Below are 26,754 nucleotides of genomic sequence, written 5' to 3'. Positions count from 1 at the left end.
GTTACTTCGAACTCTTAAGCAGGCCGAGCCGGATCAGGCTTTCTCCGGTGGCGGCCAGTGCGTCTTCGCGCGATCGTGGCGCCCAGCCGAGCATGCGCACCGCCTTGGCGCCGGTGGCATTCTTGACCTTGCCCAATTCCGTCACCAGCTGCGCGGCTTCCGGGTTGAACAGGCCGACGATCCGCACCAGCCAATCGGGAAGCCGCCGCGTGGAAACGCGCGACGCTGCGCCGCCGAGCCGCGTTTTCAAGGTCTGCGCGATTTCCCGCACGGTCATGAAATCGCCCGATACCGCCAGGAAGCGCTCGCCGCGCGCGGCGGGATCGATCATCGCGCGCACATGCAGGTCCGCCACGTCACGTGCGTCGACGACGCCGAAGGAGACGCGCGGCAACCCGGGCATCGCACCGTCCATCATGCGCTGGACAAATTCCGTGGAGGTCGAATGGTCAGCCCCGAGCACCGGGCCGAAGATGCCGACCGGATTGACGACCGCCAGCTCCAGTCCGCCACCCTCGGCGGCGATAAAATCCCAGGCGGCGCGCTCGGCAAACGTCTTCGACTTGACATAGGCGCTGACCTTGCCGGTCGGATCGGTCCAGCTCTCCTCCGTGAACGGCCGCCCGTCGGGTGGCATCTTGCCATAGCCGATGGCGGCGAAGGACGAGGTCAGCACGACGCGTTTCACACCAGCGTCCCGTGCCGCCCGCAACACGTGCAGCGCGCCTTCGCGAGCCGGAACGATCAGGTCATCCTCGTGCTTCGGCACGCCGGGCGGGAATGGCGAGGCGACATGAAGCACATAGTCGCAGCCGGCGACCGCTTGCGGCCAGCCCGCATCGATCATGAGGTCGGCGATGGCAAAGGAGAGGCTGCCGCCCGGGTCGGCGCCACCGGCCTTGAGCATGGCCAGGACGTCGGCCTGCCGCTTGGCGGAGCGCACGGTCGTGCGCACGCGGTAGTCCGCCTTCAAGAGTGCGAGGATACAGTGGGCGCCGAGGAAGCCAGACCCGCCGGTGACAAGCACCAATTCGCCGCTCATCCCCAACCTCCCCCATCCATCAGGCCGAGGCGACTGAGCTCGTCAGATCGCCACCTGCGTGCCGATTTCTACCACACGTCCGGTCGGGATCTGGAAATATTCGGTCGCATCGGCCGCCGTGCGTGCCAGGCCGATGAACAGCCGGTCCTGCCACACCGGCATGCCGGAATTGGGCGAGGCCTTGAGCGAACGGCGCGACAGGAAGAACGACGTCGTCATGATGTCGAACTTCCAGCCCTGCTTGCGGCAGATCGCCAGCGCGCGCGGGATGTTGGGCTGCTCCATGTAGCCGAAGGTCAGCGTCACCCGCATGAACAGCTCGTTGACCGTCTCCATCTTGACGCGGTCGCTGTCTGGCACCACCGGCTGCGGCGCGGTCACCACCGAAAGGATGACATTCTGCTCATGCAGCACCTTGTAGTGCTTCAGGCTGTGCATCAGCGCGGTTGGCGCGCTGAGTGGATCGCTGGTCAGGAACACCGCGGTGCCGGACACCAGCTGCGGCTTCTTCTTCAACAAATTGCCGGCGAGGAAATCGAGCGGGATTTCGTTGCGGCGGGTCTTGTCGAACAGATAGCGGCTGCCGCGCACCCATGTCCACATGCCCAGCACGATTGTGAAAGCAACCGCCAGCGAAGCCCAGCCGCCCTCGAACACCTTGACGATGTTGGAGGCGAAGAAGCCGATGTCGATAAAGGCAAACAGCGCCGTCAGGCTGATCGCAACCCAGAGCCGCCATTTCCAGATGCGGGTCATGACGACATAGAGCAGCACCGTCGTCACCAGCATGTTGCCGGTCACCGAGATGCCATAGGCCGAGGCAAGCTTGCTGGATTCGCCGAAGCCGACCACCAGCATCATCACCACCAGCGCCAGCAACAGGTTGACGCGCGGCATGTAGATCTGGCCGGACTGTCTTTCCGATGTATGCAGGATTTCGAGCCGCGGCAGCATGTTGAGCTGCACCGCCTGCCGGGTCAGCGAGAAGGCACCCGAAATCACCGCCTGGCTGGCGATGACCGTCGCCGCTGTCGCCAGCACGACCATGGGAATAAGAGCCCAACCCTCGTTCATCTCGAAGAACGGATGGCCGACGACGCCGTTCTTGGCCAGCACGAAAGCGCCCTGCCCGGCATAGTTGAGCAGCAGGCAGGGAAACACGATCGACAGCCAGGCGAGCACGATCGGCTTGCGGCCGAAATGGCCGAGATCGGCGTAGAGCGCCTCGGCACCGGTGACGGCAAGGAAGATCGCGCCGACGGTAACGAAAGCGACATCGGGCGAATGGATCAGGAACGCAACGATGTAGTGGGGGCTGATCGCCCACAGGATTTCCGGATCGGCGACGATGTGGTTGAGGCCCGAAAGGCCGATCGCCAGGAACCATACCGCCGTCACCGGACCGAAGACCAGTCCGACACCGCCCGTACCGAAACGTTGCACCGCGAACAAAATGGCGAGAATGACCAGTGTCAGCGGCACGACATAGGGTTGGAACGTGGGAGTGACGACATTCATGCCCTCGACCGCCGACAGCACCGAAATCGCCGGCGTGATGACCGCGTCGCCGAAAAACAGCGAGGCGCCGACGATGCCGACGCCCAGGATTACCGCCGAGCGTTTCGGGAAACTGCCGCGCGCCAATGCCATCAGCGACAGCACGCCGCCCTCACCGCGATTGTCGGCACGCAGCACGAACATGATGTATTTGATGGTGACGATGATCGTCAGCGACCAGATGATCAGCGACAGCACACCGAGAATATCGCCGCGTTGGGCAACGCTGCCGTGGGACGATGCCACCAGCGCCTCGCGAAAGGCGTAGATCGGGCTGGTGCCGATATCCCCATAGACCACACCAAGAGCACCCAGCATCAGCACCTTGGTGCTATGCTGTTCGATCTCCGGATGGCTCGACTGTTCGACGGGTTCTGCCTCACTACCAGCATTGGTAAGGGCCATGGGACGACACTCCGATAAGCGCGCGGTGCTCTACGCTTGCTGCAATGCAATATCAAGTGCCGTCACGTGATGGCTCCCATGCCGGCAACGCTAGGCTCCTTGGGAAATGGCCTGTAATCCAATGGGTCGCGGGCTGAATTCGTGGCTTCGGGAGCATGGCGAGCGCCCATAAGACCTGCCGTATCAGCCTTAGATAGCGACTTGCGTGCCGATTTCCACGACGCGTCCGGTCGGGATCTGGAAATATTCGGTCGCATCGGCCGCCGTGCGTGCCAGGCCGATGAACAGCCGGTCCTGCCACACCGGCATGCCGGAGTTGGGCGAGGCCTTGAGCGAGCGCCGCGACAGGAAGAACGACGTCGTCATGATGTCGAACTTCCAGCCCTGCTTGCGGCAGATCGCCAGGGCGCGCGGGATGTTGGGCTGCTCCATGTAGCCGAAGGTCAGCGTCACCCGCATGAAGAGCTCGTTGACCGTCTCCATCTTGACGCGGTCGCTGTCTGGCACCACCGGCTGCGGCGCGGTCACCACCGACAGGATGACGTTCTGCTCATGCAGCACCTTGTAATGCTTCAGGCTGTGCATCAGCGCGGTCGGCGCGCTCAATGGATCGCTGGTCAGGAACACCGCGGTGCCGGACACCAGCTGCGGCTTCTTCTTCAACAAATTGCCGGCGAGGAAATCGAGCGGGATCTCGTTGCGGCGGGTCTTGTCGAACAGATAGCGGCTGCCGCGTATCCAGGTCCACATGATCAGCCCCATCAGGCAGGCAACCGTGATCGATACCCAACCGCCTTCGAATATCTTCACGATGTTTGCCAGGAAGAAGCCGCTGTCGATGACGCCGAACAGCAAGGTCAGCGCCAGGGCGCCTGCCAGCCGCCATTTCCAAAGCTTGCGCATCACCACGAACAGCAGGATCGTTGTCATCAGCATTTCGCCGGTGACCGAGATGCCATAGGCGGAAGCCAGGGAGCTCGAGCTGCCGAAACCGACGACCAGCAGCATCACCCCCAAAGCGATGAGCAGGTTGACGCGCGGCATGTAGATCTGGCCGAGTTGCATTTCGGACGTATGCTGCACCTCGATGCGTGGCAGAAGGTTGAGCTGCACCGCCTGGCGGGTCAGCGAAAAGGCACCCGAGATGACTGCCTGGCTGGCGATGACGGTCGCGGCCGTCGCCAGTCCCACCATCGGCATCAGCGCCCAGTCGGGCAGCATCTGGAAGAATGGATTGGTCGGCCTCCCGTCATTGGCCAGCACAAAGGCGCCCTGCCCGAAATAGTTGAGCAGCAGGCATGGAAAAACCACGGAAAACCAAGCCAACACGATAGGCTTGCGTCCAAAATGGCCGAGATCGACATAGAGCGCCTCGGCCCCGGTCACCGCCAGGAACACAGCGCCGACGGTGACGAAGGCGGCCGTGGGTGTGCTGGCGAGATAGACGACCGCGTAATAGGGATTGATGGCCAGCAGGATCGACGGGTCGTCCGTCAGATGATAGAGCCCCGCGACGCCGATGGCCAGGAACCACAGCGCGGTCACCGGCCCGAACACCGCCGCCACCTTGCCCGTGCCGAAGCGTTGCACCGAGAACAGCACGGCCAGGATGATCAGCGTGATCGGCACGACGTAAGCATCCAGTGTCGGGGTCACCACCCTGAGGCCTTCGACCGCCGACAGCACGGAAATGGCCGGCGTTATGATCGAATCGCCGAAAAACAACGCTGCGCCGCAAAGGCCGATCGCCAGGATGAGCCGCGTGCCCTTGGGATAGGCGCTGCGCGCCAGCGACATCAGCGACAGCGTGCCGCCCTCGCCCTTGTTGTCGGCACGAAGCACGAAGGCGACATATTTTATGGTCACGATGATCGTCAGCGCCCAGACGATCAGCGACAGCACGCCAAGCACGTGAACGCGCGTATCGATACCGGGCGAAGCGTGAAGCGCCTCGCGGAAGGCGTAGATCGGGCTGGTGCCGATATCACCATAGACGACGCCGAGCGCACCCAGCATCAGAACCTTGGTGCTTTGCTTTTCGGCCCCCGAATGGCTCGATTGCTCGACGGTTTCGGCCTCGCTAACGCGACTGGCAAGGTCCATGGACCACTCCCCGACAAGCGCGCGGCGCTTCATGCATGCTGCGATGCGATGTCAATCGCACGCTATGGCTGCCATACCTGCAAAGCGACGCTCTCCACCCCTACCAGCCGCAGGCTCTGAGAAACCGACCCACCGTGCCGGCCATGCCATACTCCAACGCATCGGCTGTCAACCCATGTCCGATCGACACTTCGGCCAATGCCGGAATGCGCCTTGCCAGAGCAGGCAGATTGTCCACTGTCAGATCGTGCCCGGCATTGACCTGAAGCCCGGCAGCGAATGCTGCATCGGCGGTTTTTCCAAGTCTTTCCAGCTCCTTAGCGGCCTTTTCGGAATCGGAATGGTAGCTGCCATAGGGGCCGGTATAGAGTTCGATCCGATCGGCGCCGGTGTCGCGCGCCGCCGTCACACCGGCAGGATCGGCATCGGAAAACAATGATACCCTGAAACCGCTCTTCTTCAGACGCCTGACGACCGGTATCAGGAAAGCCGAGTCGGCGGCAAAGTTCCAGCCATGATCGGAAGTTGCCTGTGCCGGGTCATCGGGAACCAGCGTCACCTGTTCGGGCTGATGTTTTTCCACAAGCGACAGGAAATCCACGCTCGGGTAGCCCTCGATGTTGAACTCGGCTTGCGGAAACTCATCGTCGATCAGCGCCCTGATCTCGGGCAGGTCGGAATGCCTTGTGTGACGTTCGTCGGGACGTGGGTGGACCGTCAGCCCGTGCGCCCCGGCGGCAAGGGCAAGGCGGCCGACACCGATCACGCTTGGCCATGGCAGGTCGCGCCGGTTGCGCAGCATGGCGATGGCGTTGAGGTTGACGGAAAGCTTTGCGGGCATGGGCTGGCGTCCGTGAGATCAGGCGGTTGGCGCGCGCCGTTCAGCCGCGGCGCGCTTGAGACCGGGCATCTATAGCGCCTTTGACGGGAACAGATAGGGGGTTTCCGGTGTTCCAGAAGACCGCTATTTCCGCCAAAGGAGGCTCCGCCCGTGAATTTCCTGCAATCCGTGCCGGCGATCCGTCGCATCGACACCGATCGCGACGACCTGTTCGCAATCGATGTGGTCGGGCATGTCGCGGCGGCCGATGCGGAAAACCTGTTCGGCCTGCTGGAAGCGGCGTACGCGCTCCACCAGCGAATCGACGTGGCCGTGCGCATGGTCGATCACGACGGCGTCGATTGGACCGACATCTCCGACGAAACCCTCAAGCAGGGTGCCGTCCACGCACTGGAGCACATAGGCCGTTGCGCGGCAATCGGCACACCCGACTGGACGGCGGACGCACGACACGCCTTGCCCGCTTCCTCCCCCATCGAATTCAGGCATTTCAAGGCCGAGGACGAAGCCGACGCCTGGGAATGGCTCGGGGTCCAGCGGGTCGGTGCGCGAGAAAAGCCATCGTCGTAACGCTACCTGACGATGGTCAGCCGCTCGGCGGCCCGGGTAATCGCGGTATAAAGCCAGCGCTGGCGCGTTTCCTTGAAGGCCCAGCTTTCATCGAACAGCACGATCTCGTTCCACTGCGAACCCTGCGCCTTGTGCACGGTCAGCGCGTAGCCGTAGTCGAAATCGTCGAAGCGCTTCTTCTGCTGCCAGGGGATTTCGGCATCCGGATCCTCGAATGCCGCCTTGAGCAGCTTGATCTTGGCGACGCCGCGGTCCGGATCGTCCTCTTCGGGCGAAACCAGAAGGTTGATGCCGGGCTTCACCGTCTCGCGCGACGAGGTCATCACCTTCCACAGCGAACCGTTGAGCAGCCCCTTGGCGGGATCGTTGCGCAGGCAGACCAGCTTGTCGCCGGCCTGTGGATAGTCGGCATTGAAGCCCTTGAGCTCGCGCAGGCGCTGGTTGTAGCGGCGGCGCGTGCGGTTGGTGCCGACCAGCACCTGGTCCGCCCTGAGCACCAGCTCCTGGTTGACGTCTTCCTTGCCGATCACCTGCGCGGTGCCGTAGTCGCCGCGCATGAATTCGCGCCCCTCGCGCACGTCGAGCGCCAGCCGCAGGATCGGATTGTCGCGCGCCTGCCGGTGAATTTCGGTGAGCAGGAAATCCGGCTCGTGGTCGGTGAAGAAGCCGCCGCCCGAGATCGGTGGCAACTGGCCGGGGTCGCCCAGCACCAGGATCGGCGTGCCGAAACTCATCAGGTCGCGGCCGAGCTGCTCGTCGACCATCGAGCATTCGTCGATGACGACCAGCTTGGCGCGCGAGATCGGGCTCTGCCGGTTGAGCGAGAAGGTCGGCGACATCGAGGTCTTGCCGGTGACCTCGTCCTCAACCGATTCCTCGCCCTTGGGCCGGTAGATCAGCGAATGGATGGTACGGGCATTGACCGCCCCTTTGGAGCGCAGCACCTGCGCCGCCTTACCGGTGAAGGCGGCGAACTGCACCTGGCCGTCGACATGCTCGGCGAAATAGCGCGCCAGCGTCGTCTTGCCGGTGCCGGCATAGCCGAACAGACGGAACAGCTGCGGCCGGCCCTCTTTGAGCCAGCGGGCAACCGCTTGCAGCGCCTCGTCCTGTTGGGGTGAAAATTCCATCTGATCGTGTGACCGGATTCGCAGGGGAAAGACAAGATAGCCGCCATCGATACACTCGGATGCAAGCTATCAGGCCCCATCCAGAACGTAAAGGGAACAAACATAGACGAGCCGGGCAGTCGGCTTAGATAAGAACAAACCGTCAGCGCTGCCCCTCACCTGCCTGCCGGCATCCTCTCCCCGTATAATGACGGGGAGAAGGACGCTGTCATCGCCTGCTTCGCCAATCGCCAGCGTCGCAGGGAACGCCGGCATTGCGGCTAGCTCCTTCTCCCCGTCACTATACGGGGAGAAGTGCCCGGCAGGGCGATGAGGGGCAGCGCAAACGCCGCAAGGACTTCATCCTTTGTCGAAAGACTAACCGACTTGTCCGGGATCGTTCTCCAGCAGGATCGGCTTGCCGTGTGGGGTGGCATGGGCGGCACGCTCCCAGGCTTGCGCCATCGCGTCGACATCCGCCCTGGCGGCCAACCCCTTCGACGCAAGGAGGCTTTCCAGTGCTGCCAGCCAATGTTCGTAATAATCGTGGCCGTCAGCCGCGGCGTCCGGCTTCTTCACCTGCGCCGACAGGGCATCCGCCCACTCGTTCCACGAGAACAGGCCCTTGTCGTGCAGCGCAACCGTCAAGGCGAAGGCCTCGGCCTGCCAGGGCTCTGCAAACACCGGGGCATCGACCCCCGGCGGCAAATCGGCAGCGGTACCTTCAGGCCGGCTCAAGATAGCTCTCCCAGGCGTCGATCGACACGGTCAGCGTCGGGTCGGCGCCCTCGCCCCAGATCTCCGTGCCATCGAAAACCACCGTGTAGACCCATTGCGGGTTCTCGCCTTGCCCGTGCGCGTTGGTGTCGGGAAAGACGAAGCCGTCGCGCACCGCCTCGATCGTGCCCCGTCTGCCGCGCGCATAGCGCGGCAGCCTGGTATGGCCGGTCGGGTTGAAATTCTTCGTCCGCACGGCGTCGCCGGCCCTGAAGCGCGGCGCCGTCTCGACCGGCCGGTTGCAAGGACTGCCCTTGGCCAGCACCGCCGGAACGTTTTCCGCCTTCAGCACCCGTTTCGGGGTCGCCGCCGCATCGATCGCCTCGCCCGCCTTGAGATCGCGTTCGCTGACGAAACCATGCCGCTTGAGCAAGGTCTCCAGCGCCTTGATCCAGATCTGGTAATAGCTGGAGCCATAATAGTCGGCCGGATGCAGCGATTCCCGCGCGTGCCGGCTTTCGTCGATGTTCCAGGCGCCCATGGCGCCGGCCGTCAGCGTCACGCCGAGCGCGCGCCGCTCCCAGTCGGCATGGAAATAGGGTTCATCTTTTTCAGGGGCCACGGACCCGAACCCCATCTGTCCGCCGAGATCCTGGGGGCCGTTCATGCCGGCTCCCCCGTATGTTCCGGTTCTCTGGCCAGCGCCGTGCCGATCATGGCATCGCGGCTTACCAGATCGGCCAGTTGCTCCTCGCTCCAGCCCTCGGTGCCCTGCGGCCGTTGCGGCACGATGAGATAGCGCAGCTCCGCGGTCGAATCCCAGACGCGGATATTCTTGTCCGCCGGCAGCGTCAGCCCGAATTCCTCGAGCACGCCGCGCGGGTCGATGACGGCGCGTGAACGATAGGGCGGCGCCTTGTACCAGACAGGCGGCAGCCCGAGCACCGACCACGGATAGCAGGAGCACAGCGTGCAGACGACGAGATTGTGCGTGTCATCGGTGTTGAACACCGCCTGCATGTGCTCGCCCTGCCGGCCGGTGTAGCTGAGCGATTCGATGGCCGCCGTCGCGTCGCGCCTCAGCCAGTCGGCATAGGCAGGATCGCTCCAGGCTTTCGCCACCACCCTGGCGCCGTTGCGCGGACCGATCTTGGTCTCGTAGGTATCGACGATGACGTCGATCGCGGCCGGATCGATCAGCCCCTTGCGGGTCAGGATGGTCTCCAGCGCGCGCACCCGGGCGGCAAACGGATCGAGTTCGTTGTCGTGGTCATGATCGTGGGACATTGCCACAAACTATGGCTCCGATCCGCCGGCCGCAAGCATGACGGCTTGGGCCAGCTTTATCCGGACCGCATCAAGCCGTTACTCGGCGGCCGTTTTCTGCGGCTCGCCCTGAATGTCGTCGTTGGTACCGAACAATGACGGCTGATCGCCTTCTTCGACCAGGTGCAACTCCGCCTTGCGCTTCGGCATCAGCCCGACCAGCCAGCCCGAGAAATTCTCCATGTAGACATAGATCACCGGCGTCACGAACAGGGTCAGCGCCTGCGAGGCGAGCAGGCCGCCGACGACCGCAACACCCAGCGGCTGCCGCAGCTCGGCGCTGGCGCCGGTGCCGAGCGCGATCGGGAAGGTGCCCATAAGTGCTGCCAGCGTCGTCATCATGATCGGCCTGAAACGCATCAGGCACGCCTTGTGGATGGAATCGGTGGCCGACATGCCTTCTCGTCGCAGTTCGAGCGCGACATCGACCATCATGATGCCGTTCTTCTTGACGATGCCGATTAGCATCAGGATGCCGATCACCGCGATGACGGACAGATCCATGCCGGCGAAGCGCAGTGCCACGACGGCACCAAGCACCGCCGACGGCAGGCCGGTCAGAATGGTGAGCGGGTGGATGAAGCTCTCATAGAGGATGCCGAGCACGATGTAGATGGTCAGGATCGCGCCGCCGATCAGCAGGCCCTGGTTGGCAAGCGAATCCTGGAAGGTCTTGGCCGTGCCGGCAAAGGACGTCGAGATCGCCGTCGGCATGCCGATCTGCTCCTTCAGCGCGCTGATGCGGGCCGTACTGTCGCCGAGCGCCACGCCTTGCGGCAAATTGTAGGAGATGGTCACCGCCGGAAGCTGGCCGAGCTGGTTGACCGTCAGGGCGCCGGCCGTGCGGTCGACGCGCGCGAAGGCGCCGAGCGGAACCAGGCTGCCGCTCGCCGTCCGCATCTGGATGGCGAGCATCCGCTCGGGTGACCATTCGATCTTGGGATCGAGCTCGGTGATGACCTCATAGCTGTCGGCCGAGCCGAAGATCGTCGACACCTGGTCGGTGCCGAACCCGCCATAGAGAGCGGTGCGCAGCGTGTCGGTGTCGATGCCGAGCTGGGCGGCCTTGTCGCGATCCACCACCAGCGATGCCTGCAGCGCATTGTTCTGCAAATCGCTGGTGACGTCGGTGAAGGTCGCATGATCGGCCGCCATCGCGTCATTGAGTTTCTGTGCCCAGATATCGGTCTGGCCGGTGTCCAGCCCCTGAACCACGAGCTGGTAGGCGCTGGCCGACGAGCGCGAACCCAGTCTCAGGTTCTGCACCGGCTGCATGTAGGTCTCGATGCCCGCCACGCCGGCCAGTTGCTTGCGCAGATCCGAAAGCACCTTCTCGATATCGGGACGCTGGTCCTTGCCCTTGAGCTGGACGAAGAGCTGCCCCTGGTTGAGCGCATTGTTGCCGCTGCCCGCCGACCACGCGACATGGTCGACATAGGGCGAATGCGAGAACACGCTGGCCACCTGCCCCTGCAGCTTGGCCATGGCGTCGAACGAGATGTCCTGGCGCGCGATGGTCGTCACCGAGATCTGGCCGATATCCTCCTGCGGGAAGAAGCCCTTCGGCGATACCTGGATCAGCCACACCGACGCCGCCGCGGTGCCGATGAAGACGAGGAACACCAGGAAGGTGTGCCGCAGGCAGAAGCTGAGGACGCGGTCGTAGCCGCGCGTGATGAAATCGCGCTTGTGGCCCGCACCGTGTGCTTCGCGGTCGGCCTTGGTCACCGACAGCAGCCGCGAGCAAAGCATCGGCGTCAGCGTCAGCGAGACGAACATCGACGCCAGGATGGCGACCGTCACCACGACGGCGAACTCGTTGAAGATGCGCCCGATCACCCCGCCCATCAGAAGCACAGGTATGAACACGGCGACCAGCGAGATCGAGATCGAGATGATGGTGAAGCCGATTTCGCGCGCGCCCTTCAGCGACGCATCGAAGGCAGACAACCCGTCCTCTTCCATATGGCGGAAGATGTTTTCGAGCATCACGATGGCGTCGTCGACGACGAGGCCGACAGCGAGCGTCAGGCCCATCAGCGAGATGTTGTCGATGGAAAAGCCGAACAGGAACATCGCGCCGAGCGTCGCGATTAGCGAGATCGGCACCGCCACGGCCGGAATGATGGTCGCCGTCACCCGGCGCAGGAACACGAAGATCACCATCACCACCAGCGCGATGGTCAAAAGCAGCGTGAACTGCACGTCGTCGACGGCCTGGCGGATCGAGGTCGAGCGGTCGTTGAGCAGCTTGATCTGGGCCGCGGCCGGCATCTGGTCCTGGAAGGACGGCAGCATCGCCTTGACCTTGTCGACGACGTCGACCGTGTTGGCGTCGGGCTGGCGCTGGACGGCCATGATGATCGCGCGGGTACCGTCATACCAACTCGCCGTCGTCGTGGTCTGCACGGAATTGACGACGCGGGTCACCTCGCCCAGCCGCACCGGGTGGCCGTTCTTGGTGGCGATGATGAGGTTGGAGAAGCCGGCGGCGTCGGTCAACTGGGTGTTGGCGGTGATGGTCAGCTGCTGCTTGTTGTTCTGCAGCACGCCGAGCGGCGTGTTGCTGTTGGCGGACGCGACCGCCGCCTGCAGCTGATCGATCGAGATGCCGCGGGCGGCAAGCGCGGTCGGGTCGATCTGGATGCGCACCGCGTATTTCTGCTGGCCGAAGATCGAGACCTGCGCCACCCCGTCGATGGTCGACAGCGACGGCGAGATGACGTTTTCGGCGAAGGCATCGAGGTCGGTCAGCGGAACCGTGTCGCTGACCAGCGACATCAAAAGGATCGGCGCGTCGGCCGGATTGACCTTGCGATAGCTCGGCGGCGACGTCATCTGCGGCGGCAATGATTTCTGCGTGCGCGCGATCGCCGCCTGCACGTCGGCCGCCGCCGCGTCGATATCGCGGTTGAGCACGAACTGGATGGCGATCGAAGTCTGACCAAGCGAGTTCGTGGTCGAAATCGAATCGATGCCGGCGATGGTCGCGAACTGCTTGATCAGCGGCGTCGCCACCGACGTCGCCATGGTTTCCGGCGAGGCGCCGGGCAGCGAGGCCGAGACGTTGACCACCGGGAATTCGGCGCTGGGCAGTGCGGCCACCGGCAGGAATTTGTAGGCGAACAGTCCGCCCAGCACGAGAGCGAACGACATCAGGAGCGTGGCCACGGGCCTGCGAATGCAGAATTCGGAGATCATTGGGCCGCCCCGCCGGCATTGGTCGCCTCGGCCACCTTGGGCGCTGCAGTAGTGGCGCCCTCATGCACGGCGGCGCCGTTCTTCAATCTTGTCTGACCTTCGGTGACCACTTTCTCGCCGGCTTTCACTCCCTGGCTGATGGCGCTGTTCTCGCCTTCGGTCAGCGCCACTTGCACCGGCCGCATCTCGACGGTGTTGTCGGGTTTGACCACATAGACGAACGGCCCCTTCTGGCTCGGCTGCACCGCGACCGTGGGAACCGAGGTCATCCGCGGCATGACGCCGGCGTCGAGGACGACATTCACATATTGGCCCGGCCACAGCGAGAGATCGGCGTTCGGTATGCTGGCTCTCGTGGCGATGGTGCCGGAAGCCGTGTCGACGCTGGAATCGACGAAATCGAGCGTACCCTTGCCGATCGGCGTCGGGTCGCCGTCCTGGGTCAGCGTCACCGCCCCTTGCTGCGGATTGGCCAGCGCCTTGTGCAGCAGCGCAAGGTTGCTTTCCGGCAGGTTGAAGTTCACCTGCAGCGGGTCCATCTGGGTGATGGTCACCAACGGTGTCGCCGTGCTGCTGTTGCCATTGCTGACGGTGACAAGATCGCCGACGGCGACATTGACGGCACCCAGCCTGCCGGCGATCGGCGCCGTGATCGTGGCAAAGCCAAGCTGGACGTTGTCGGCATCGATCGTCGCTTTGTCGGCATCGACGGTCGCCGCCGCGGCCTTCTGCGCGGCAACCGCCTGGTCATAGGTTTGCTGCGTGCCGGCCTGCTTGGCGACGAGATCCTTGGCGCGCTGAAGATCGGAATTCGAGCTGGCGAGCAGGGCCTGGTCCTTGGCGAGCGTCGCCTGGTCCTTGGCGAGCTGCGCCTTCAGCGCACGGTCATCGAGCGATAACAGAAGATCGCCGGCCTTCACCATCTGCCCGTCCTTGACGTCGATGGAGACGATCTGGCTGGACACCCGCGCGTTGATATTGACCACCGCCGGAGAGGAGACGAAGCCGATGGCATAGCGCCGGATCGGGAAGTCGGCCGTCGTCGCCGTCGCCGAGACGATCGAGGCCGAACGCGCACCATTGCCGCCAGCCGCCTGCTTGCCGCCTCCCTGAGTGTCCCGGGCCTGCTTGTCCGATGCAGCCGCGACCTGCTTTGCGCCGATCAACTGTTGAGCCCGGCTCAGTGCGTCGGGAGACAGATAGAGCCAGGCAGCACCCGCGCAGGCGACCGCCAGCAAAGAAAGAATGACTTTTCCACGCATCGACAAAAGGCCCTCTCTGTCCGACACGCCATAGCCAGGTGGTCGTATTCTAGCGCAACTCACGGCTCACTGCCGCGATTTCGCCGAATAGATAGGACACGCCTTTGTCGGAAAAGGGCCAAAACACGGCATTACGAAGATTTAATGTGCACTGCACAATGGATGTGCACCCGGCATGGCCGCTGGCCGAAGCTACGACGAGCCCCGAGGAAGTCCTATTTCAACATCGGCCAAAGCGTCGCCGCCAGCAGCACGCCCATGCCGATGTTGAACCATTTCAGCCGTACCGGATCCGACAGGAAACCGCGCAGCGCCGTGCCGAATCCCGCCCATACCGAGACGCTCGGCAGGTTGACGATGGTGAAGGCCACCGAGATCAGCGCCACCGACAGGAAAGGGTGCTCCGGATTGCTGTAGACGGCCATGGCGGTGATCGCCATCACCCAGGCCTTGGGATTGACCCACTGGAACGCCGCCGCATCGATGAAGCGCATCGGTCGCCCGCTTGCCTCGCCCTTGCCTGCGAACGAGCGCGACATGGCGATCTTCCAGGCGAGGTAGAGCAGATAGGCGGCGCCGGCGATCTTCAACGCCGTATGCAGCGCCGGAAACGCCGTCAGCACGGCACCAAGGCCAAGGCCGACGGCAAGCAGCAGCACCAGGAAACCGATGCTGATGCCAAGCATATGCGGCACGCTCCTGACCAGGCCGAAATTCACACCTGAAGCCAGCAGCATCAGATTGTTCGGCCCCGGCGTGATCGAGGTCACGAAGGCGTAGACCAAAAGTGCGAGGAATGCGTCGAGGGTCATGACGGCTCACAAAGGTCAGTAATGCTGACTAAATCGACCGGGCGCCGGACGCAACTTCATTCGATTGGTCCAATGCCCCCGCCGCGATCCGACGGCTGATTTCCCGGGCACGCCCGACCGGATAAATTCGGGCGATCAGTCTCGACGACGGCTATACTTCAGCCACCAAAGAAACCAACTGAAGACGACGATGCATCCGGCATGGAAGAAGATTCCATCCCAGAATCTCGTTGGATTGTCTGCATGGGCGACCCATTCGTCCGACAGGGACAGTCATCGTCACCCAGGCATGGGCAAGCACCCAAATCGAGAATGCGATCATGGCGTACATCATCACATGTATCGCCAGTTCTTGTCGCGGGGTCACGCGCCACCAATTCTCAAACGTCTTTCGGACTGCCTTGTCCTAACGTGAATGCAGAATCTGAACGTCGTATGAATTCTTACATACCCTGCGGGCCGCGGTTCATCGCCGCCACGCCGGTGCGGCAGATCTCGACGAGGCCGAGCGGCTTCATGATGGCGATGAACTGGTCGAGCTTGGAACCCTTGCCGGTGATCTCGAAGATGAAATGCTCGGTGTTGGCGTCGATGACCGAGGCGCGGAAAGCGTCGGCCAGCCGCAACGCCTCGACGCGGGCCTCGCCGGTGCCGGCGACCTTGACCAGCGCAAGTTCCCGCTCCAGCGGCCGCTCCTGGCCGAACTCGTGCGAACGCACGGTCAAGTCGACGACCCGGTGCACCGGAACGATGCGCTCGAGTTGATGCTTGATCTGCTCCAGCACATGCGGCGTGCCGCGGGTCACGATGGTGATCCGCGACAGGTGCTTTTCATGTTCGGTCTCGGAGACGGTCAGGCTCTCGATGTTGTAGCCGCGCCCGGAAAACAGCCCGATGACCCGGGCAAGCACGCCCGGCTCGTTGTCGACCAGCACGGAAAGCGTGTGGTTTTCCGGCCTTTCCGTCTCCTTGGCGATGAAGTAGGCGGAGCCGGTCGGTTGAAGATGCTGTGCGTTCATGACATGAATCTCGATTTCAAACTCTTGATCTAACTATCTGTTTCCGCACGGCTTCTCGCGACAGCCCTGCCTGGCTTCGCGGTTTAGACCAGTTCCCTGCCCTTGGCGTCGATGGCGTTGGCCACGGCCTCGTCCGTCGCCTCGTCCGGCAGCAGCATCTCGTTGTGCGCCTTGCCCGACGGGATCATCGGGAAGCAGTTGGCGAGCGTCGCCACGCGGCAGTCGAACAGCACCGGCTTCCTGACCGAAATCATCTCCTTGATCGCGTCGTCCAGCTCGTCGGGCTTTTCGCAGCGGATGCCGTGGCCGCCATAGGCTTCCGCCAGCTTGACGAAGTCCGGCATCGCCTCGGTGTAGGAATGCGACAGCCGGTTGCCGTGCAGCAGCTGCTGCCACTGGCGCACCATGCCCATGTACTGGTTGTTGAGGATGAAGATCTTGATCGGAGCATCGTGCTGCACCGCCGCGCTCATCTCCTGCATCGTCATCTGCACCGAGGCGTCGCCGGCGATGTCGACGACCAGCGCATCGGGATGCGCGATCTGCACGCCGAGTGCTGCCGGCAGGCCGTAGCCCATCGTGCCCAGCCCACCCGACGTCATCCAGCGGTTCGGCTTCTCGAAATGATAATGCTGCGCTGCCCACATCTGGTGCTGGCCGACCTCGGTGGTGATGTAGGTGTCCATGTCCTTGGTCAGTTCGTAGAGCCGCTGGATGGCGTATTGCGGCATGATGACCTCATGGTTCATCTTGTAGGCGAGTGAATCGCGACCGCGCCATTTGGCGATCTGCTCCCACCAGGGATAGAGCGCCTTCTTGTCGGCCTTGGCGGTCGCCCGCCACAGCCGCACCATGTCCTCCAGCACCCGGCCGACATCGCCGATGATAGGCACTTCGGTGTGCACGTTCTTGTTGATGGACGACGGGTCGATGTCGATGTGGATCTTGCGCGAGTTCGGCGAGAACGCTGTCAGCCGGCCGGTGATCCGGTCGTCGAAGCGCGCGCCGATGCAGATCATCACGTCGCAGTCATGCATCGCCATGTTGGCTTCGTAGGTGCCGTGCATGCCGAGCATCCCCAGCCAGTTCTTGCCCGACGCCGGATAGGCGCCGAGCCCCATCAGCGTCGAGGTGATCGGGAAGCCGGTGAGATCGACCAGTTCGCGCAAGAGATGGCTCGCCTCCGGGCCGGAATTGATGACGCCGCCGCCCGAGTAGATGATCGGCTTCTTCGCGGTCGCCATCAGCTCGACCGCCGCCTTGATCTTCTCCAGATCGCCCTGGACCTTGGGCTGGTAGCTGGTGCGGGGCGCGATCTGCGGCGGGACATAAAATCCCTTGGCGAACTGCACGTCCTTCGGAATGTCGACGACCACCGGGCCGGGACGGCCGGTCGTGGCGACATGGAAGGCCTCGTGGATGGTCGCCGCGAGTTCGTTGACGTCCTTCACCAGCCAGTTGTGCTTGGTGCAGGGGCGCGTGATGCCGACCGTATCGCATTCCTGGAACGCGTCGGAGCCGATGAGCGACGTCGGCACCTGCCCGGTCAGGCAGACCAGCGGGATCGAATCCATCAAAGCGTCCTGCAGCGGCGTCACCGCATTGGTGGCGCCGGGGCCGGAGGTCACCAGCATGACGCCGGCCTTGCCGGTCGAGCGCGCATAGCCTTCGGCCGCGTGGCCCGCACCCTGCTCGTGCCGCACCAGAATGTGCTCGACCTCGTCCTGCTGGAAGATCTCGTCGTAGATCGGGAGAACCGCGCCGCCGGGATAACCGAAGACATGCTTGACGCCATTGTCCTTCAGCGCCTGCACCACCATTTCGGCGCCCGTCATTTCGGCTCTTGGCATTTCGCGCCGTTCACTTTGTCCGTTGCTCATCGGTTTGGTCCCGTACTGTCGCCCTTTGGGCGTTGCCATCTGGCTGCTGCTGGTCGTTTAGTCGTGTTTTAGGCAATAAAAAAGGCCCCCGAGGGAGCCTGTGTGTTGCGCATGGGAGGTTTTCGCCCGGCGGTTACACCGCCTTGCCCACGCGCCTTCCTACGAGAATGAGTGCCTTTTTCATGATGGCGGACACTAAGGGCGGGCAAGGCAGGCTGTCAACGGCAAAAATCGCTGCGCCGATGAAGCCGCTTCCCAATTTGAAAAATACCCGTCACGATTTCGCGACGGACACGGCGTCAAACCGGCTTGGCAGCATGTTTTCCGGATAAGTCCTTGAAGCCACGCGAAACTATGGTGGGGCGTGACGAAGGCTATTCTCATTGCCAATACTTGATTGTCCGGCTTTGCAAGTCGGGAGGAGCACCCATGACGGCCTGGATTTCACGGAGGAAAACTTATGCTCGACAAGGCCCCAAACAAGAAACTGTCCGACCTGCTCGACCAGTTCGGCGCCGCCCTCGCCGCCAATGACATCGAGAAGGCGGTCGGCTGTTTTCAGGAGGACTGCTACTGGCGCGACCTCGTCACCTTCACCTGGAACATCAAGACCATGGAAGGCAAGGACCAGGTCCGCGACATGCTGAAGAGCCAGTTGTCGAAGACCAAGCCGTCACACTTTGCCATCGCCTGGGGTGAGGACGCGACCGAGAGCGACGGGCTGATCGAAGGCTGGATCAGTTTCGAGACCGAAGCGGCGCGCGGCTTTGGCCATGTCAGGCTGAAGGACGGCAAGATCTGGACGCTGCTGACCACCATGGTCGAATTGAAAGGCCATGAGGAACCGGCGGGCTTTGCGCGGCCGATGGGCGCCAGGCATGGCTCGGGCAAGAACCGCCCGACATGGAAGGAAGAACGCGAGAGAGAGGCGGCCGAACTCGGCTTCAAGACGCAGCCCTACACGGTCATCATCGGGGGCGGCCAGGGCGGCATCGCGCTCGGCGCGCGGCTGCGGCAGCTCGGCGTGCCGGCCATCATCATCGAGAAGAACGAGCGCGCCGGCGACAGTTGGCGCAAGCGCTACAAGTCGCTCTGCCTGCACGATCCGGTCTGGTACGACCATCTGCCCTATATCGATTTCCCGAAGAACTGGCCGGTCTTCTCGCCCAAGGACAAGATCGGCGACTGGCTGGAAATGTACACCAAGGTCATGGAGCTGAACTACTGGTCCTCGACCGAGGCCAAGAGCGCCTCCTATGACGAGGAGAAGAAGGAATGGACCGTCGTCGTCCACCGCGACGGCAAGGACATCACCCTGAAACCCAAGCAGCTGGTGCTGGCCACCGGACAGTCGGGCAAGGCCAATCTGCCGAAATTCAAGGGAATGGAGAATTTCAAGGGCGACCAGCATCACTCCTCGAAGCATCCCGGCCCCGATGCCTATGCCGGCAAGAAGGCCGTTGTCATCGGCTCCAACAATTCCGCCCACGACATCGCCGCCGCGCTTTGGGAAGCCGGCGCCGACGTCACCATGGTTCAGCGATCGAGCACCCATATCTCGAGATCCGACACGCTGATGGAAATCGGCCTGGGCTCCCTCTATTCGGAACAGGCGGTTCAGAATGGCATCACCACGGCCAAGGCCGATCTCATCTTTGCCTCCCTGCCCTACAAGATCCTGCATGAATTCCAGATCCCGGCCTATGCCGAGATGAAGAAACGCGACGCGGCGTTCTACAAGGGGCTGGAAAAGGCCGGTTTCATGCTCGACTGGGGCGACGACGAGTCCGGCCTATTCATGAAATACCTCAGGCGCGGCTCCGGCTATTATATCGACGTCGGCGCCTCCCAGCTGGTCATCGACGGTTCGATCAGGCTGAAGAGCGGCGTCGACGTCGAAGAGATCAAGCAGCATTCGGTTCTGCTCAGCGACGGGTCGGAACTGCCTGCCGACCTTATCGTCTATGCCACCGGCTACGGCTCGATGAACGGCTGGGCCGCCGACCTGATATCGCGCGAAACCGCCGACAAGGTCGGCAAGTGCTGGGGCCTCGGCTCGAACACCACCAAGGATCCTGGCCCTTGGGAAGGCGAGTTGCGCAACATGTGGAAGCCGACGCAACAGGAAGCGCTGTGGTTCCACGGCGGCAATCTGCACCAGTCGCGCCACTATTCGCAGTTCCTGTCGCTGCAGTTGAAAGCCAGGCATGCCGGGCTGCCGACGCCGGTCTACGGACTTCAGCAGGTGCACCACAAAGGCTAACGACACACCAGCCTTCTTGAATCTCCGCGTGGCATGTTCGCCGCGCGGGCCTTCGTTTCAGTCCCGCAGCATCACGCCGCCCGCCTTGGCCCAGCGCTCGATGACCTTGCGCTCGTCGGACAAGGCGTGGCGGGCCGGCCGGGCCGCCCCCGCGATCGATCGGTGATGCGGTGGGGCGCCCGAGCCAGTCAGGCGCTCGCGGCAATTCTCCGGCCGGTATGGGGCCGCCGTATTGTCGCGTCGAAGCAGAAACACATGGGCCGTCTCCTCTCCCGGTGACTGATTTCGTCAGGCGCGGTTGGCGAAGTCGCGAACCACCCGCTGCAGCAACGGCACATAATCGCGAAACGCCCGCGTCTTCATGTCGGCGACCTTGCCGCCCTCGTCCCAGATGCGAACCCGAACGGCGTCCTCATGGAACGGGTTCTTGCGGAACTCGGCCACCTCGTCCGCGTTCATCGGCCCGCCTTGCAGCGAGAGCGTGTGAACCGAAGCCGGCGACAGCTTGGAGAAATAGGTCGGGTCGGTGGCGCAGAGATAGCGCTTGGCCGCGACATGCAGCCTCACGCATTCGACGATGACAGGCGGAAAGAACGGCGCCAGCACCTCGCCGCCGGCTTCGTCATGGTGCTTGTCCTCGACATCCTCGGGCGAGTAGGTGCCGAACTCGCTGGTATAGTGGCCGATGTCGTGCAGCAGTGCGGCCGCCACCAACACCTCGGGCGCACCGTCCTGCTCCGCCAGCCATGCCCCCTGCAGCATGTGCTCGGACATCGTCACCGGCTCGCCCAGATAGGATTCCGCACCCCGGCGCTCGAAAATGTCGGCGATGAATTCGACGATGTTGTCCGCGTTCAAATCCTGGCCGCTCATTCCGCAGCCTCCTTGAAACCTTGTTCGATCGCGGCGAGCGTCGACAACAGGCCATCCTTGTCGGCGTAGCACCCTTGCAGCCAGCGCTTGCCGGTGCCCGAAAACGCCTTGCGGGCATGCATGACGCGGGTGTTGTCGACGATGAAGGCCTGGCCGGGCTCGAGCTTGAAGGTGACTTCGAAGGACGGATCCTCGATCAGCTCGGCGAACCGGCGATAGGCGGCGTAGTAGGCGTCCATGTCGGCGAAGGGCACGTCAACGGTCGGCGCCAAAGAACGGTTGTTGAAGCGGATGCAGATCAGTTCGCCATCGGGACCGAGCTCGATCATCGGACGCTTGGCCTGCAGCCGCACGCCCGATGAGCCGGAATATTCGAAACGCGCCGGGCATGAACTCAACAGGCGGAAGCCTTCCGGGTTCTCGGCCTGCAAGGCAGCCGCGACGGCAAAACCGTCGACAACGCTCGATTCGCCGCCCTCCACCGTATTCTCGATGCAGGACAGGATCTGCAGCGTCGGCACCGGATCGCGATAGGGGTTGTCGGTGTGTGCCTGGAGGCCGAGATTGGTGTAGGCAAGATTGTTCGGATTGACCTCGGCGCGCACCTCGAACCAGCGGCCGTAATTGGTTTCCCTGATGTAGCCGAACAGGTCGGACACTTTGCAGAGGGCTCCGGATTCGGCCGGCAGGCCATCCATCACCGCAAAGCCATAGGTCCTCACCGCCGAAAGCCATTCCCTCAGGACACCGCGGCCGTGACTGGCTGCCGGGTAGCTGGTGCGCGGCAGCGAATTCTGCATCGTCGCTTTCGTCCAGCGCTGGATGATATCGCCCGTCCAGCCCGGCTGGCGAAGCTCATCGCGGTCATAGGCGTTGGCACTCAGCCATTGCACGGGAAAGCTGACCGTTTTTCCTTCCGGCACGAAGCTGACCTCCAGCATGCCAGCCTTGATCGCCGCCGCGCCAATTCTCGTCTCGGCCGGAATGTCGAGGATGGTGATGAGGCGCTGGCCGTTGCCGGCGCTGCGAGTCCTGTCGTCGAGCGCGTTGTCGCGCAGCCAGATGGCGTGAAAGCGGGTGCGTCTCCCGTCCTTCCAGCCAAGTTCGATGGTTCTGCCTTCGTCGCCAACCAGCGCGTGGGTGAGCATGGAAATCGTCCCTGTCCGCTACACCCCACGGCCCGATCCGCAGGGTTTCGATTGCATGTTCGCCCCACGAAAGGCATAATTCAAATTATCATTTTTTGGCCAAAGGCCATAGATAGCTAATGCCTCGAAAAACCATTCCCACCCTGCCGCCGCTCGACTGGCTGCGCAGTTTCGAGGCCGCCGCGCGGCTGTCGAATTTCACGGCGGCGGCCGCCGAACTCGGCCTCACCCAGGCAGCCGTCAGCCAGCACATCCGGTTTCTGGAGGAGCGGCTGAAGACCCGGCTGTTCTCGCGGTTGGCGCGAGGCGTCGCGCTGTCGCCGGAAGGCGCCGCCTACCTGCCCCACATCCAGTCGGCCTTCGCTACCATCTCCAGCAGCACGACGGAGCTGTTCGAGCCGCGCGCCGTCCAGACCGTCTCGATCCGGGTGCCGATCTCCTTCGCCTTGCTGGTGCTGGTTCCGGCACTTCCCGATCTCGCCCAGGCACTGCCGCGCATCCAGCTCGATCTTGTGACGATCCACCGCCCGACCGACTACGATCTGCCGGGGTCGGTGCTGGACATCCGCTTCGGCAACGGCGCCTTTCCCGGGCGCGAGGCCGACAGGCTGACTGCCGAGCGGCTGGTGCCAGTGGCGGCTCCAGCCTTGGCTGCCGATGCCGACTGGACATCCCTGCCGCTGCTTCTGGTCGCCGGCGCACGCGAAATGTGGGCGGAATGGTTCGCGGCGGCCGGATTGGCTGGCCACCTCCTGCGATCGCACCGCTTCGACAGTTTCGTCGCCGCCATGGAAGCGGCGAGCGCCGGTGCCGGCGTGCTTTTGGGGTCGCGCCCTCTGATCGATGCGGCGCTCGACAGCGGCACGCTGGTCAGGCTCTCGGATTTCGAGCTTTCCAGCAGCTCGGGGCATTTCCTGACCAAGGCATCGACCGCACAGCTCACCAGCGCCGAGCAGGATTTCCGCACCTGGCTGCTGGGGCGCCTCTCCGGTGTGGCCTCGGCCTGACTATACCCCTACCCGTGTGCCGATACGCTTCCAGTAGATCAGCGTGCCGGTCAGGCCGCCATGCGGTTTCAGCGCATAGTCCGGGATTTCGCCGGCCAGGGTGAAACCAAGCCTCTCGTAGAGGCCCGAAGCGCCCTCCTCCGTCGCCGTATCCAGAACCAGCAGCGTGCGCCCCTTCTCGACGGCGAGACGCTCCGCGGCCCGCATCAGGCGCGTCCCGACACCCCTGCCCCGGTGTTCGACCGATGTCATCAGCTTGGCGATCTCGGCCCGGTGCGGCTGGTTGGGTGGGCAGTCGAGCAGCAGGGTGACGGTGCCGACCAGGGCCTTGCCGTCCCAGGCGCCAAGCACCGCCCTTTCCCCTTTTGCCGCCGCTGCCAGCGATCTTTCCCAGAATGCGGTTGCCGCTTCCGGTGCCAGCGGATGCATGAAGCTGACCGATCCGCCGGCGGCAACCGTTTCGACCAGCAGGTCGGCCAGCATCGCCAGCGTGTCCGGACGTGCGCCGAGGGCTTCGATTTCGATGGAATTCATGCCTTCGATATCCTTTGGAAGCAGTGAAATGAGTGAAGCAAGCTTGCCCCGGTCAGCCCAGTTGGCGTACACGACGCCGTTTGCGCGCGGCCTTGATGGCGCTGATGCGGTCGGTGTCTTCTTGCCCGAGATGACGCCCGCGCTCCAGGATCTCGAGCGTGTATTCCTCATAGGTCAGGCCCAGCCGCTCGGCCTTGTCCATGCGCATCAACATGACATCACGGCTCGGCGCCTTCCATGCCTTGGCATGGGCGGCCTGCCAGGCGAGGAAGATGTAGGGGTCGCTCTTGCCCCATGGCGGTCCCTTGTAGTCATCGAGAGGCGGCCCCCCATTGTGGGAGCGCTTTGGCCGTCTTGCCATGATCTCAGCCCCTGACCAGCGCGACGAGATAGTCGGCGCCCGGCTCCAGCGCATGGAAGGTGCAGTCCGACGGCGCTCCGAGCGCCAGGCAGTCGCCGGGCTCGAGCCTGTGTGCCACATCGCCCTCGATGAATTCCAGCCGCCCGGAAATCAGCCATATCTGCTGTTTGATGAAGGCGTAGGACGCGGCCGGAAAACTGACCTTGGCGCCCGCCGGCAGATGCACCTTGATCAGTTCGAGCGGCATGTCGCAGGCCGGCGAAAGATGCCGCCTGACATAGCCGGTATCGGGATCGCGCCACACCGGCTGGTCGCCCTCGCGCAGCAGCCCGCCGCCCTGCAATTCCGCCCGCGCGATCAAGGTCGACAGCGTCATGCCGAAAGCCGCGGCGATCCGCACCAGAAGAGCCGCGGTCGGGCTGGTCTTGCCGCGCTCGATCGTGCTCAACATCGCCTTGGAAACCCCGGATCGCTCGGCAAGCTCCGCCAGCGACCAATCGCGCATGATCCTCTCGGCGTGTATGCGCCTGCCGATGGTGGAGGAGATGTTGTTCGCTATATCATCCATTCGTCTAGTATAGCGAAATTCCAAGATTGGAGACAAGATGGGAGAAGAGCCATCCCGCGACAATTTTAGCTGGCTCTTTAATCCTCTCTACACCATCCGACCTCACCCGACCTTAACCCCGTTCCTGTAGGGTCGATGCTCCAGGGAAATGGGGATTGTCCTGTCCATGTTTGTCGAACGCGAAGCTTCCGTCGGAGAACCGACATCGCAGGAGCGCCGCCACGCGGAGCAGAACGACAGGCGCATCCTTGGCAATGTCGTGCAATGCGACGGCGCCCGCGCCACCATCAGCGCCTTTGCCGACGAAGTCGACGGCGCGGTCACCGGCCTGTGGACGGTCGGCAAGATGATCTCGATCAACCTGGGCACGACGCGCACCGTTGGTCTCGTCTATGCGATCGGCAAGTCGGACCGCGCCTGGAACAATGAAGGCCAGAACGCCATCGAGGTCAGCATCGAGTTGATCGGCGAAGTGCGTGACGGCGCCGAGCCCGGCGCCAAGCCGATCTTCGACCGCGGCATCACCACCTATCCGCATATCGGCGCCGTCGCGCACCGCATCCGCAGCCGGGATCTGCAAGCGGTCTACGATCTGGCCGGCCGCCATTCCATCACCATCGGCTCGCTGTCGCAGGACGAGACGATCGCCGCCAACATCGCCATCGACGACACGCTGGCGCGCCATTTCGCCATCGTCGGCACCACCGGCGTCGGCAAATCCACCGCCGTCTCGCTCCTGCTGCGCAAATCGATCGCGGCGCGGCCGGATCTGCGCATCCTGATTCTCGACCCGCACAACGAGTTCGCGGCATCGCTGCCCGAATATTGTGTCAGGGTCGATTCCAAGACGCTCGACCTGCCGTTCTGGATGTTCAAGCTGGAGGAGTTCGCCGAGGTGCTGTTTCGCGGGCGCGAAACGGTGCCGGAGGAGATCGACGCCTTGCGCGACCTCATTCCGCTCGCCAAGAACCTCTACCGCAACCCGAATTCGGGCGCGTACCTCAGGCGCGGTAACGACGCGCTGACCGCCGATACGCCGATACCCTACCGCATCGCGGACCTGCTCAAGCAGATCGACGAGCGCATGGGCATGCTCGAAAGCAAGAACGAGCGCCCGACGCTCAAATCGTTGAAGACCCGCATCGAATCGGCGGCCGCCGATCCGCGCTACCGCTTCATGTTCAGTTCGCGCCTGATCGAGGACACCATCCACGAGACGATCGGCAACATCTTCCGCGTGCCGCATCACGGCCGGCCGGTGACCTGCTTCGAGATGGCCGGCATGCCCTCCGAAGTGGTCAATTCCGTCTGTTCGGTGCTGGCGCGCCTGGCCTTCGACCTTGCTTTGTGGAGCGAAGGCAAGCTGCAGCTCCTGCTGCTGTGCGAAGAGGCGCATCGCTACATGCCGGCTGATGCCCGCCTCGGCTTCGCGCCGACCCGGCACGCGCTGTCGCGTATCGCCAAGGAAGGCCGCAAATACGGCTGCTATCTCGGCGTCGTCACCCAGCGTCCGGGCGAACTCGACCCGACCATCCTGTCGCAGTGCTCGACCTTCTTCGCCATGCGTCTCGCCAACGAGCAGGACCAGGCGATCATCCGTTCGGCAATCGCCGACTCGTCCGCCTCCACACTCGCCTTCCTGTCGTCCATGGGCCAGCGCGAAGCCATCGCCTTCGGCGAAGGCGTGGCGACGACCATGCGGCTGAAGTTCGAAAGACTGCCCGCCGAGTTGCTTCCCGGTGCATCGAAGCGAGAGCAGCAGGAAGCAGCGAAACTAAACGACGACGTCGATCTGGTGGCGATCGTCGAGCGGCTGCGCAACGTGCCGAAGCCGCAGCCGCAGGGCATGCCGTTCGCCGAAGTGGTCGATTCCGGAAGGCAGGCAGGCGATCCCGACTACCGCAAGCCGCCGGCCACCACCCGCGTCCAATCGGACGACGATTTCGACATGCGCTACGGCCTCAAGCCCGCCACCTTCGGCCTGCGCCCGCAGAACGATTGAACCTGGCGTCAAGCCCATCCGCCGATAGCTCGAAGTATCTGCGTCAAACATCCAAGAGCCGTTGACCAGCTTGGGCAAATCCCGTCAGGGAATTCGTCAGGCTGAGTCGATTGATGTCGAATTCGAGAACCGGAGCGGAGCGGACATTGAGTCC

Annotated in this window: 23 protein-coding genes; 4 read left to right on the top strand and 19 right to left on the bottom strand. The window is 63.4% G+C overall.

The annotated features are described in order from the left end of the window. Position 1: 1 nt before the first annotated feature. The 4 genes from MESOP_RS18040 to MESOP_RS18025 all read right to left on the bottom strand — a co-directional run bounded on the left by MESOP_RS18040 (position 2) and on the right by MESOP_RS18025 (position 5,948). Positions 2-1,042 carry an SDR family oxidoreductase gene (locus tag MESOP_RS18040; protein WP_013894776.1) on the bottom strand — a complete coding sequence of 347 codons (1,041 nt, stop codon included), beginning with the start codon at positions 1,040-1,042 and terminating at the stop codon, positions 2-4. A gap of 42 nt (positions 1,043-1,084) precedes the next feature. Continuing rightward, positions 1,085-3,004 carry a potassium transporter Kup gene (locus MESOP_RS18035; protein WP_013894775.1) on the bottom strand — a complete coding sequence of 640 codons (1,920 nt, stop codon included), beginning with the start codon at positions 3,002-3,004 and terminating at the stop codon, positions 1,085-1,087. A 189-nt stretch (positions 3,005-3,193) separates the two neighbouring features. Further along, a complete protein-coding gene (locus MESOP_RS18030) occupies positions 3,194-5,107 on the bottom strand; it encodes a potassium transporter Kup (protein ID WP_013894774.1) in 1,914 nt (637 codons plus the stop codon). A gap of 100 nt (positions 5,108-5,207) precedes the next feature. Further along, a complete protein-coding gene (locus MESOP_RS18025; RefSeq protein WP_013894773.1) occupies positions 5,208-5,948 on the bottom strand; it encodes a pyridoxine 5'-phosphate synthase in 741 nt (246 codons plus the stop codon). Between the two features lie 150 nt (positions 5,949-6,098). Between MESOP_RS18025 and MESOP_RS18020 the strand changes: the two genes are divergently transcribed. After that, complete coding sequence (locus tag MESOP_RS18020; protein ID WP_013894772.1) at positions 6,099-6,518, top strand: SpoIIAA family protein; 420 nt, start codon at positions 6,099-6,101, stop codon at positions 6,516-6,518. Between the two features lie 2 nt (positions 6,519-6,520). Here the strand turns inward: MESOP_RS18020 and MESOP_RS18015 are convergent, their stop codons facing one another. The 9 genes from MESOP_RS18015 to MESOP_RS17970 form a co-directional block, all read right to left on the bottom strand. Beyond that, entirely contained in the window at positions 6,521-7,648 is a 1,128-nt protein-coding gene (locus MESOP_RS18015; protein WP_013894771.1) for an ATP-dependent DNA helicase, read from the bottom strand. 357 nt (positions 7,649-8,005) lie between these two features. Beyond that, positions 8,006-8,365 carry a nitrile hydratase accessory protein gene (locus tag MESOP_RS18005; RefSeq protein WP_013894769.1) on the bottom strand — a complete coding sequence of 120 codons (360 nt, stop codon included), beginning with the start codon at positions 8,363-8,365 and terminating at the stop codon, positions 8,006-8,008. Next, entirely contained in the window at positions 8,352-9,011 is a 660-nt protein-coding gene (gene nthB / locus MESOP_RS18000) for a nitrile hydratase subunit beta (protein ID WP_013894768.1), read from the bottom strand. The genes MESOP_RS18005 and nthB overlap by 14 nt, the downstream gene beginning before the upstream one ends. Beyond that, positions 9,008-9,631 (bottom strand): nitrile hydratase subunit alpha, encoded by a 624-nt coding sequence (gene nthA / locus MESOP_RS17995; protein ID WP_041164178.1) that lies wholly within the window; start codon positions 9,629-9,631, stop codon positions 9,008-9,010. Before nthA ends, nthB begins: the two co-directional genes overlap by 4 nt. A gap of 78 nt (positions 9,632-9,709) precedes the next feature. Continuing rightward, complete coding sequence (locus MESOP_RS17990) at positions 9,710-12,871, bottom strand: efflux RND transporter permease subunit (RefSeq protein WP_013894766.1); 3,162 nt, start codon at positions 12,869-12,871, stop codon at positions 9,710-9,712. Continuing rightward, positions 12,868-14,133 carry an efflux RND transporter periplasmic adaptor subunit gene (locus MESOP_RS17985; RefSeq protein ID WP_013894765.1) on the bottom strand — a complete coding sequence of 422 codons (1,266 nt, stop codon included), beginning with the start codon at positions 14,131-14,133 and terminating at the stop codon, positions 12,868-12,870. Before MESOP_RS17985 ends, MESOP_RS17990 begins: the two co-directional genes overlap by 4 nt. A gap of 215 nt (positions 14,134-14,348) precedes the next feature. Continuing rightward, positions 14,349-14,945 carry a LysE family translocator gene (locus MESOP_RS17980; protein ID WP_013894764.1) on the bottom strand — a complete coding sequence of 199 codons (597 nt, stop codon included), beginning with the start codon at positions 14,943-14,945 and terminating at the stop codon, positions 14,349-14,351. Positions 14,946-15,388: 443 nt separating this feature from the next. After that, a complete protein-coding gene (ilvN, locus tag MESOP_RS17975; protein ID WP_013894763.1) occupies positions 15,389-15,964 on the bottom strand; it encodes an acetolactate synthase small subunit in 576 nt (191 codons plus the stop codon). Positions 15,965-16,047: 83 nt separating this feature from the next. Further along, a complete protein-coding gene (locus MESOP_RS17970) occupies positions 16,048-17,799 on the bottom strand; it encodes an acetolactate synthase 3 large subunit (protein ID WP_013894762.1) in 1,752 nt (583 codons plus the stop codon). A gap of 505 nt (positions 17,800-18,304) precedes the next feature. Between MESOP_RS17970 and MESOP_RS17965 the strand changes: the two genes are divergently transcribed. Then, positions 18,305-20,107, top strand: a complete 1,803-nt coding sequence (locus tag MESOP_RS17965; RefSeq protein ID WP_013894761.1) for an NAD(P)/FAD-dependent oxidoreductase — start codon at positions 18,305-18,307, stop codon at positions 20,105-20,107. Between the two features lie 57 nt (positions 20,108-20,164). Here the strand turns inward: MESOP_RS17965 and MESOP_RS17960 are convergent, their stop codons facing one another. From MESOP_RS17960 to tmpA, 3 genes are read right to left on the bottom strand one after another with little or no spacing between them, the layout of a single operon-like run. After that, complete coding sequence (locus MESOP_RS17960) at positions 20,165-20,362, bottom strand: hypothetical protein (RefSeq protein WP_013894760.1); 198 nt, start codon at positions 20,360-20,362, stop codon at positions 20,165-20,167. Between the two features lie 33 nt (positions 20,363-20,395). Next, complete coding sequence (gene tmpB, locus MESOP_RS17955; RefSeq protein ID WP_013894759.1) at positions 20,396-20,980, bottom strand: (R)-1-hydroxy-2-trimethylaminoethylphosphonate oxygenase; 585 nt, start codon at positions 20,978-20,980, stop codon at positions 20,396-20,398. Beyond that, on the bottom strand, positions 20,977-22,128 hold the full coding sequence (tmpA, locus tag MESOP_RS17950) for a 2-trimethylaminoethylphosphonate dioxygenase (RefSeq protein WP_013894758.1): 1,152 nt from the start codon (positions 22,126-22,128) through the stop codon (positions 20,977-20,979). Before tmpA ends, tmpB begins: the two co-directional genes overlap by 4 nt. Before the next feature lie 119 nt (positions 22,129-22,247). On the opposite strand from tmpA, the gene MESOP_RS17945 reads away from it, so the two are divergent. Continuing rightward, positions 22,248-23,135: a LysR family transcriptional regulator gene (locus MESOP_RS17945; RefSeq protein ID WP_013894757.1), complete on the top strand. Its 888-nt coding sequence runs from the start codon at positions 22,248-22,250 to the stop codon at positions 23,133-23,135. Here MESOP_RS17945 and MESOP_RS17940 read toward each other — a convergent pair whose 3' ends face one another. Genes MESOP_RS17940 through MESOP_RS17930 form a run of 3 tightly spaced genes read right to left on the bottom strand, consistent with a single transcriptional unit; the run spans position 23,136 to position 24,598 of the window. Then, positions 23,136-23,669, bottom strand: a complete 534-nt coding sequence (locus MESOP_RS17940; RefSeq protein WP_013894756.1) for a GNAT family N-acetyltransferase — start codon at positions 23,667-23,669, stop codon at positions 23,136-23,138. It lies immediately after the preceding gene. Between the two features lie 52 nt (positions 23,670-23,721). Continuing rightward, positions 23,722-24,030, bottom strand: a complete 309-nt coding sequence (locus MESOP_RS17935) for a hypothetical protein (RefSeq protein ID WP_013894755.1) — start codon at positions 24,028-24,030, stop codon at positions 23,722-23,724. Between the two features lie 4 nt (positions 24,031-24,034). Beyond that, positions 24,035-24,598, bottom strand: a complete 564-nt coding sequence (locus MESOP_RS17930) for an XRE family transcriptional regulator (protein WP_013894754.1) — start codon at positions 24,596-24,598, stop codon at positions 24,035-24,037. A 166-nt stretch (positions 24,599-24,764) separates the two neighbouring features. On the opposite strand from MESOP_RS17930, the gene MESOP_RS17925 reads away from it, so the two are divergent. Further along, complete coding sequence (locus MESOP_RS17925) at positions 24,765-26,600, top strand: ATP-binding protein (protein ID WP_013894752.1); 1,836 nt, start codon at positions 24,765-24,767, stop codon at positions 26,598-26,600. Positions 26,601-26,754 lie beyond the last annotated feature (154 nt).

Source organism: Mesorhizobium opportunistum WSM2075, from assembly GCF_000176035.2.
GTDB lineage: Bacteria > Pseudomonadota > Alphaproteobacteria > Rhizobiales > Rhizobiaceae > Mesorhizobium > Mesorhizobium opportunistum.
The sequence above is the reverse complement of the archived record's forward strand: the minus strand, read 5'-3'. Positions and strand labels throughout refer to the sequence as shown.

What these genes read in the sequence shown, in the direction of transcription:
- MESOP_RS18040 (WP_013894776.1), bottom strand. Translation starts at nt 1,042, where the DNA reads ATGAGCGGCGAATTGGTGCTTGTCACCGGCGGGTCTGGCTTCCTCGGC.
- MESOP_RS18035 (WP_013894775.1), bottom strand. Translation starts at nt 3,004, where the DNA reads ATGGCCCTTACCAATGCTGGTAGTGAGGCAGAACCCGTCGAACAGTCG.
- MESOP_RS18030 (WP_013894774.1), bottom strand. Translation starts at nt 5,107, where the DNA reads ATGGACCTTGCCAGTCGCGTTAGCGAGGCCGAAACCGTCGAGCAATCG.
- MESOP_RS18025 (WP_013894773.1), bottom strand. Translation starts at nt 5,948, where the DNA reads ATGCCCGCAAAGCTTTCCGTCAACCTCAACGCCATCGCCATGCTGCGC.
- MESOP_RS18015 (WP_013894771.1), bottom strand. Translation starts at nt 7,648, where the DNA reads ATGGAATTTTCACCCCAACAGGACGAGGCGCTGCAAGCGGTTGCCCGC.
- nthB (WP_013894768.1), bottom strand. Translation starts at nt 9,011, where the DNA reads ATGAACGGCCCCCAGGATCTCGGCGGACAGATGGGGTTCGGGTCCGTG.
- nthA (WP_041164178.1), bottom strand. Translation starts at nt 9,631, where the DNA reads ATGTCCCACGATCATGACCACGACAACGAACTCGATCCGTTTGCCGCC.
- MESOP_RS17990 (WP_013894766.1), bottom strand. Translation starts at nt 12,871, where the DNA reads ATGATCTCCGAATTCTGCATTCGCAGGCCCGTGGCCACGCTCCTGATG.
- MESOP_RS17985 (WP_013894765.1), bottom strand. Translation starts at nt 14,133, where the DNA reads ATGCGTGGAAAAGTCATTCTTTCTTTGCTGGCGGTCGCCTGCGCGGGT.
- MESOP_RS17980 (WP_013894764.1), bottom strand. Translation starts at nt 14,945, where the DNA reads ATGACCCTCGACGCATTCCTCGCACTTTTGGTCTACGCCTTCGTGACC.
- ilvN (WP_013894763.1), bottom strand. Translation starts at nt 15,964, where the DNA reads ATGAACGCACAGCATCTTCAACCGACCGGCTCCGCCTACTTCATCGCC.
- MESOP_RS17970 (WP_013894762.1), bottom strand. Translation starts at nt 17,799, where the DNA reads ATGACGGGCGCCGAAATGGTGGTGCAGGCGCTGAAGGACAATGGCGTC.
- MESOP_RS17965 (WP_013894761.1), top strand. Translation starts at nt 18,305, where the DNA reads ATGCTCGACAAGGCCCCAAACAAGAAACTGTCCGACCTGCTCGACCAG.
- tmpB (WP_013894759.1), bottom strand. Translation starts at nt 20,980, where the DNA reads ATGAGCGGCCAGGATTTGAACGCGGACAACATCGTCGAATTCATCGCC.
- tmpA (WP_013894758.1), bottom strand. Translation starts at nt 22,128, where the DNA reads ATGCTCACCCACGCGCTGGTTGGCGACGAAGGCAGAACCATCGAACTT.
- MESOP_RS17945 (WP_013894757.1), top strand. Translation starts at nt 22,248, where the DNA reads ATGCCTCGAAAAACCATTCCCACCCTGCCGCCGCTCGACTGGCTGCGC.
- MESOP_RS17940 (WP_013894756.1), bottom strand. Translation starts at nt 23,669, where the DNA reads ATGAATTCCATCGAAATCGAAGCCCTCGGCGCACGTCCGGACACGCTG.
- MESOP_RS17935 (WP_013894755.1), bottom strand. Translation starts at nt 24,030, where the DNA reads ATGGCAAGACGGCCAAAGCGCTCCCACAATGGGGGGCCGCCTCTCGAT.
- MESOP_RS17930 (WP_013894754.1), bottom strand. Translation starts at nt 24,598, where the DNA reads ATGGATGATATAGCGAACAACATCTCCTCCACCATCGGCAGGCGCATA.
- MESOP_RS17925 (WP_013894752.1), top strand. Translation starts at nt 24,765, where the DNA reads ATGTTTGTCGAACGCGAAGCTTCCGTCGGAGAACCGACATCGCAGGAG.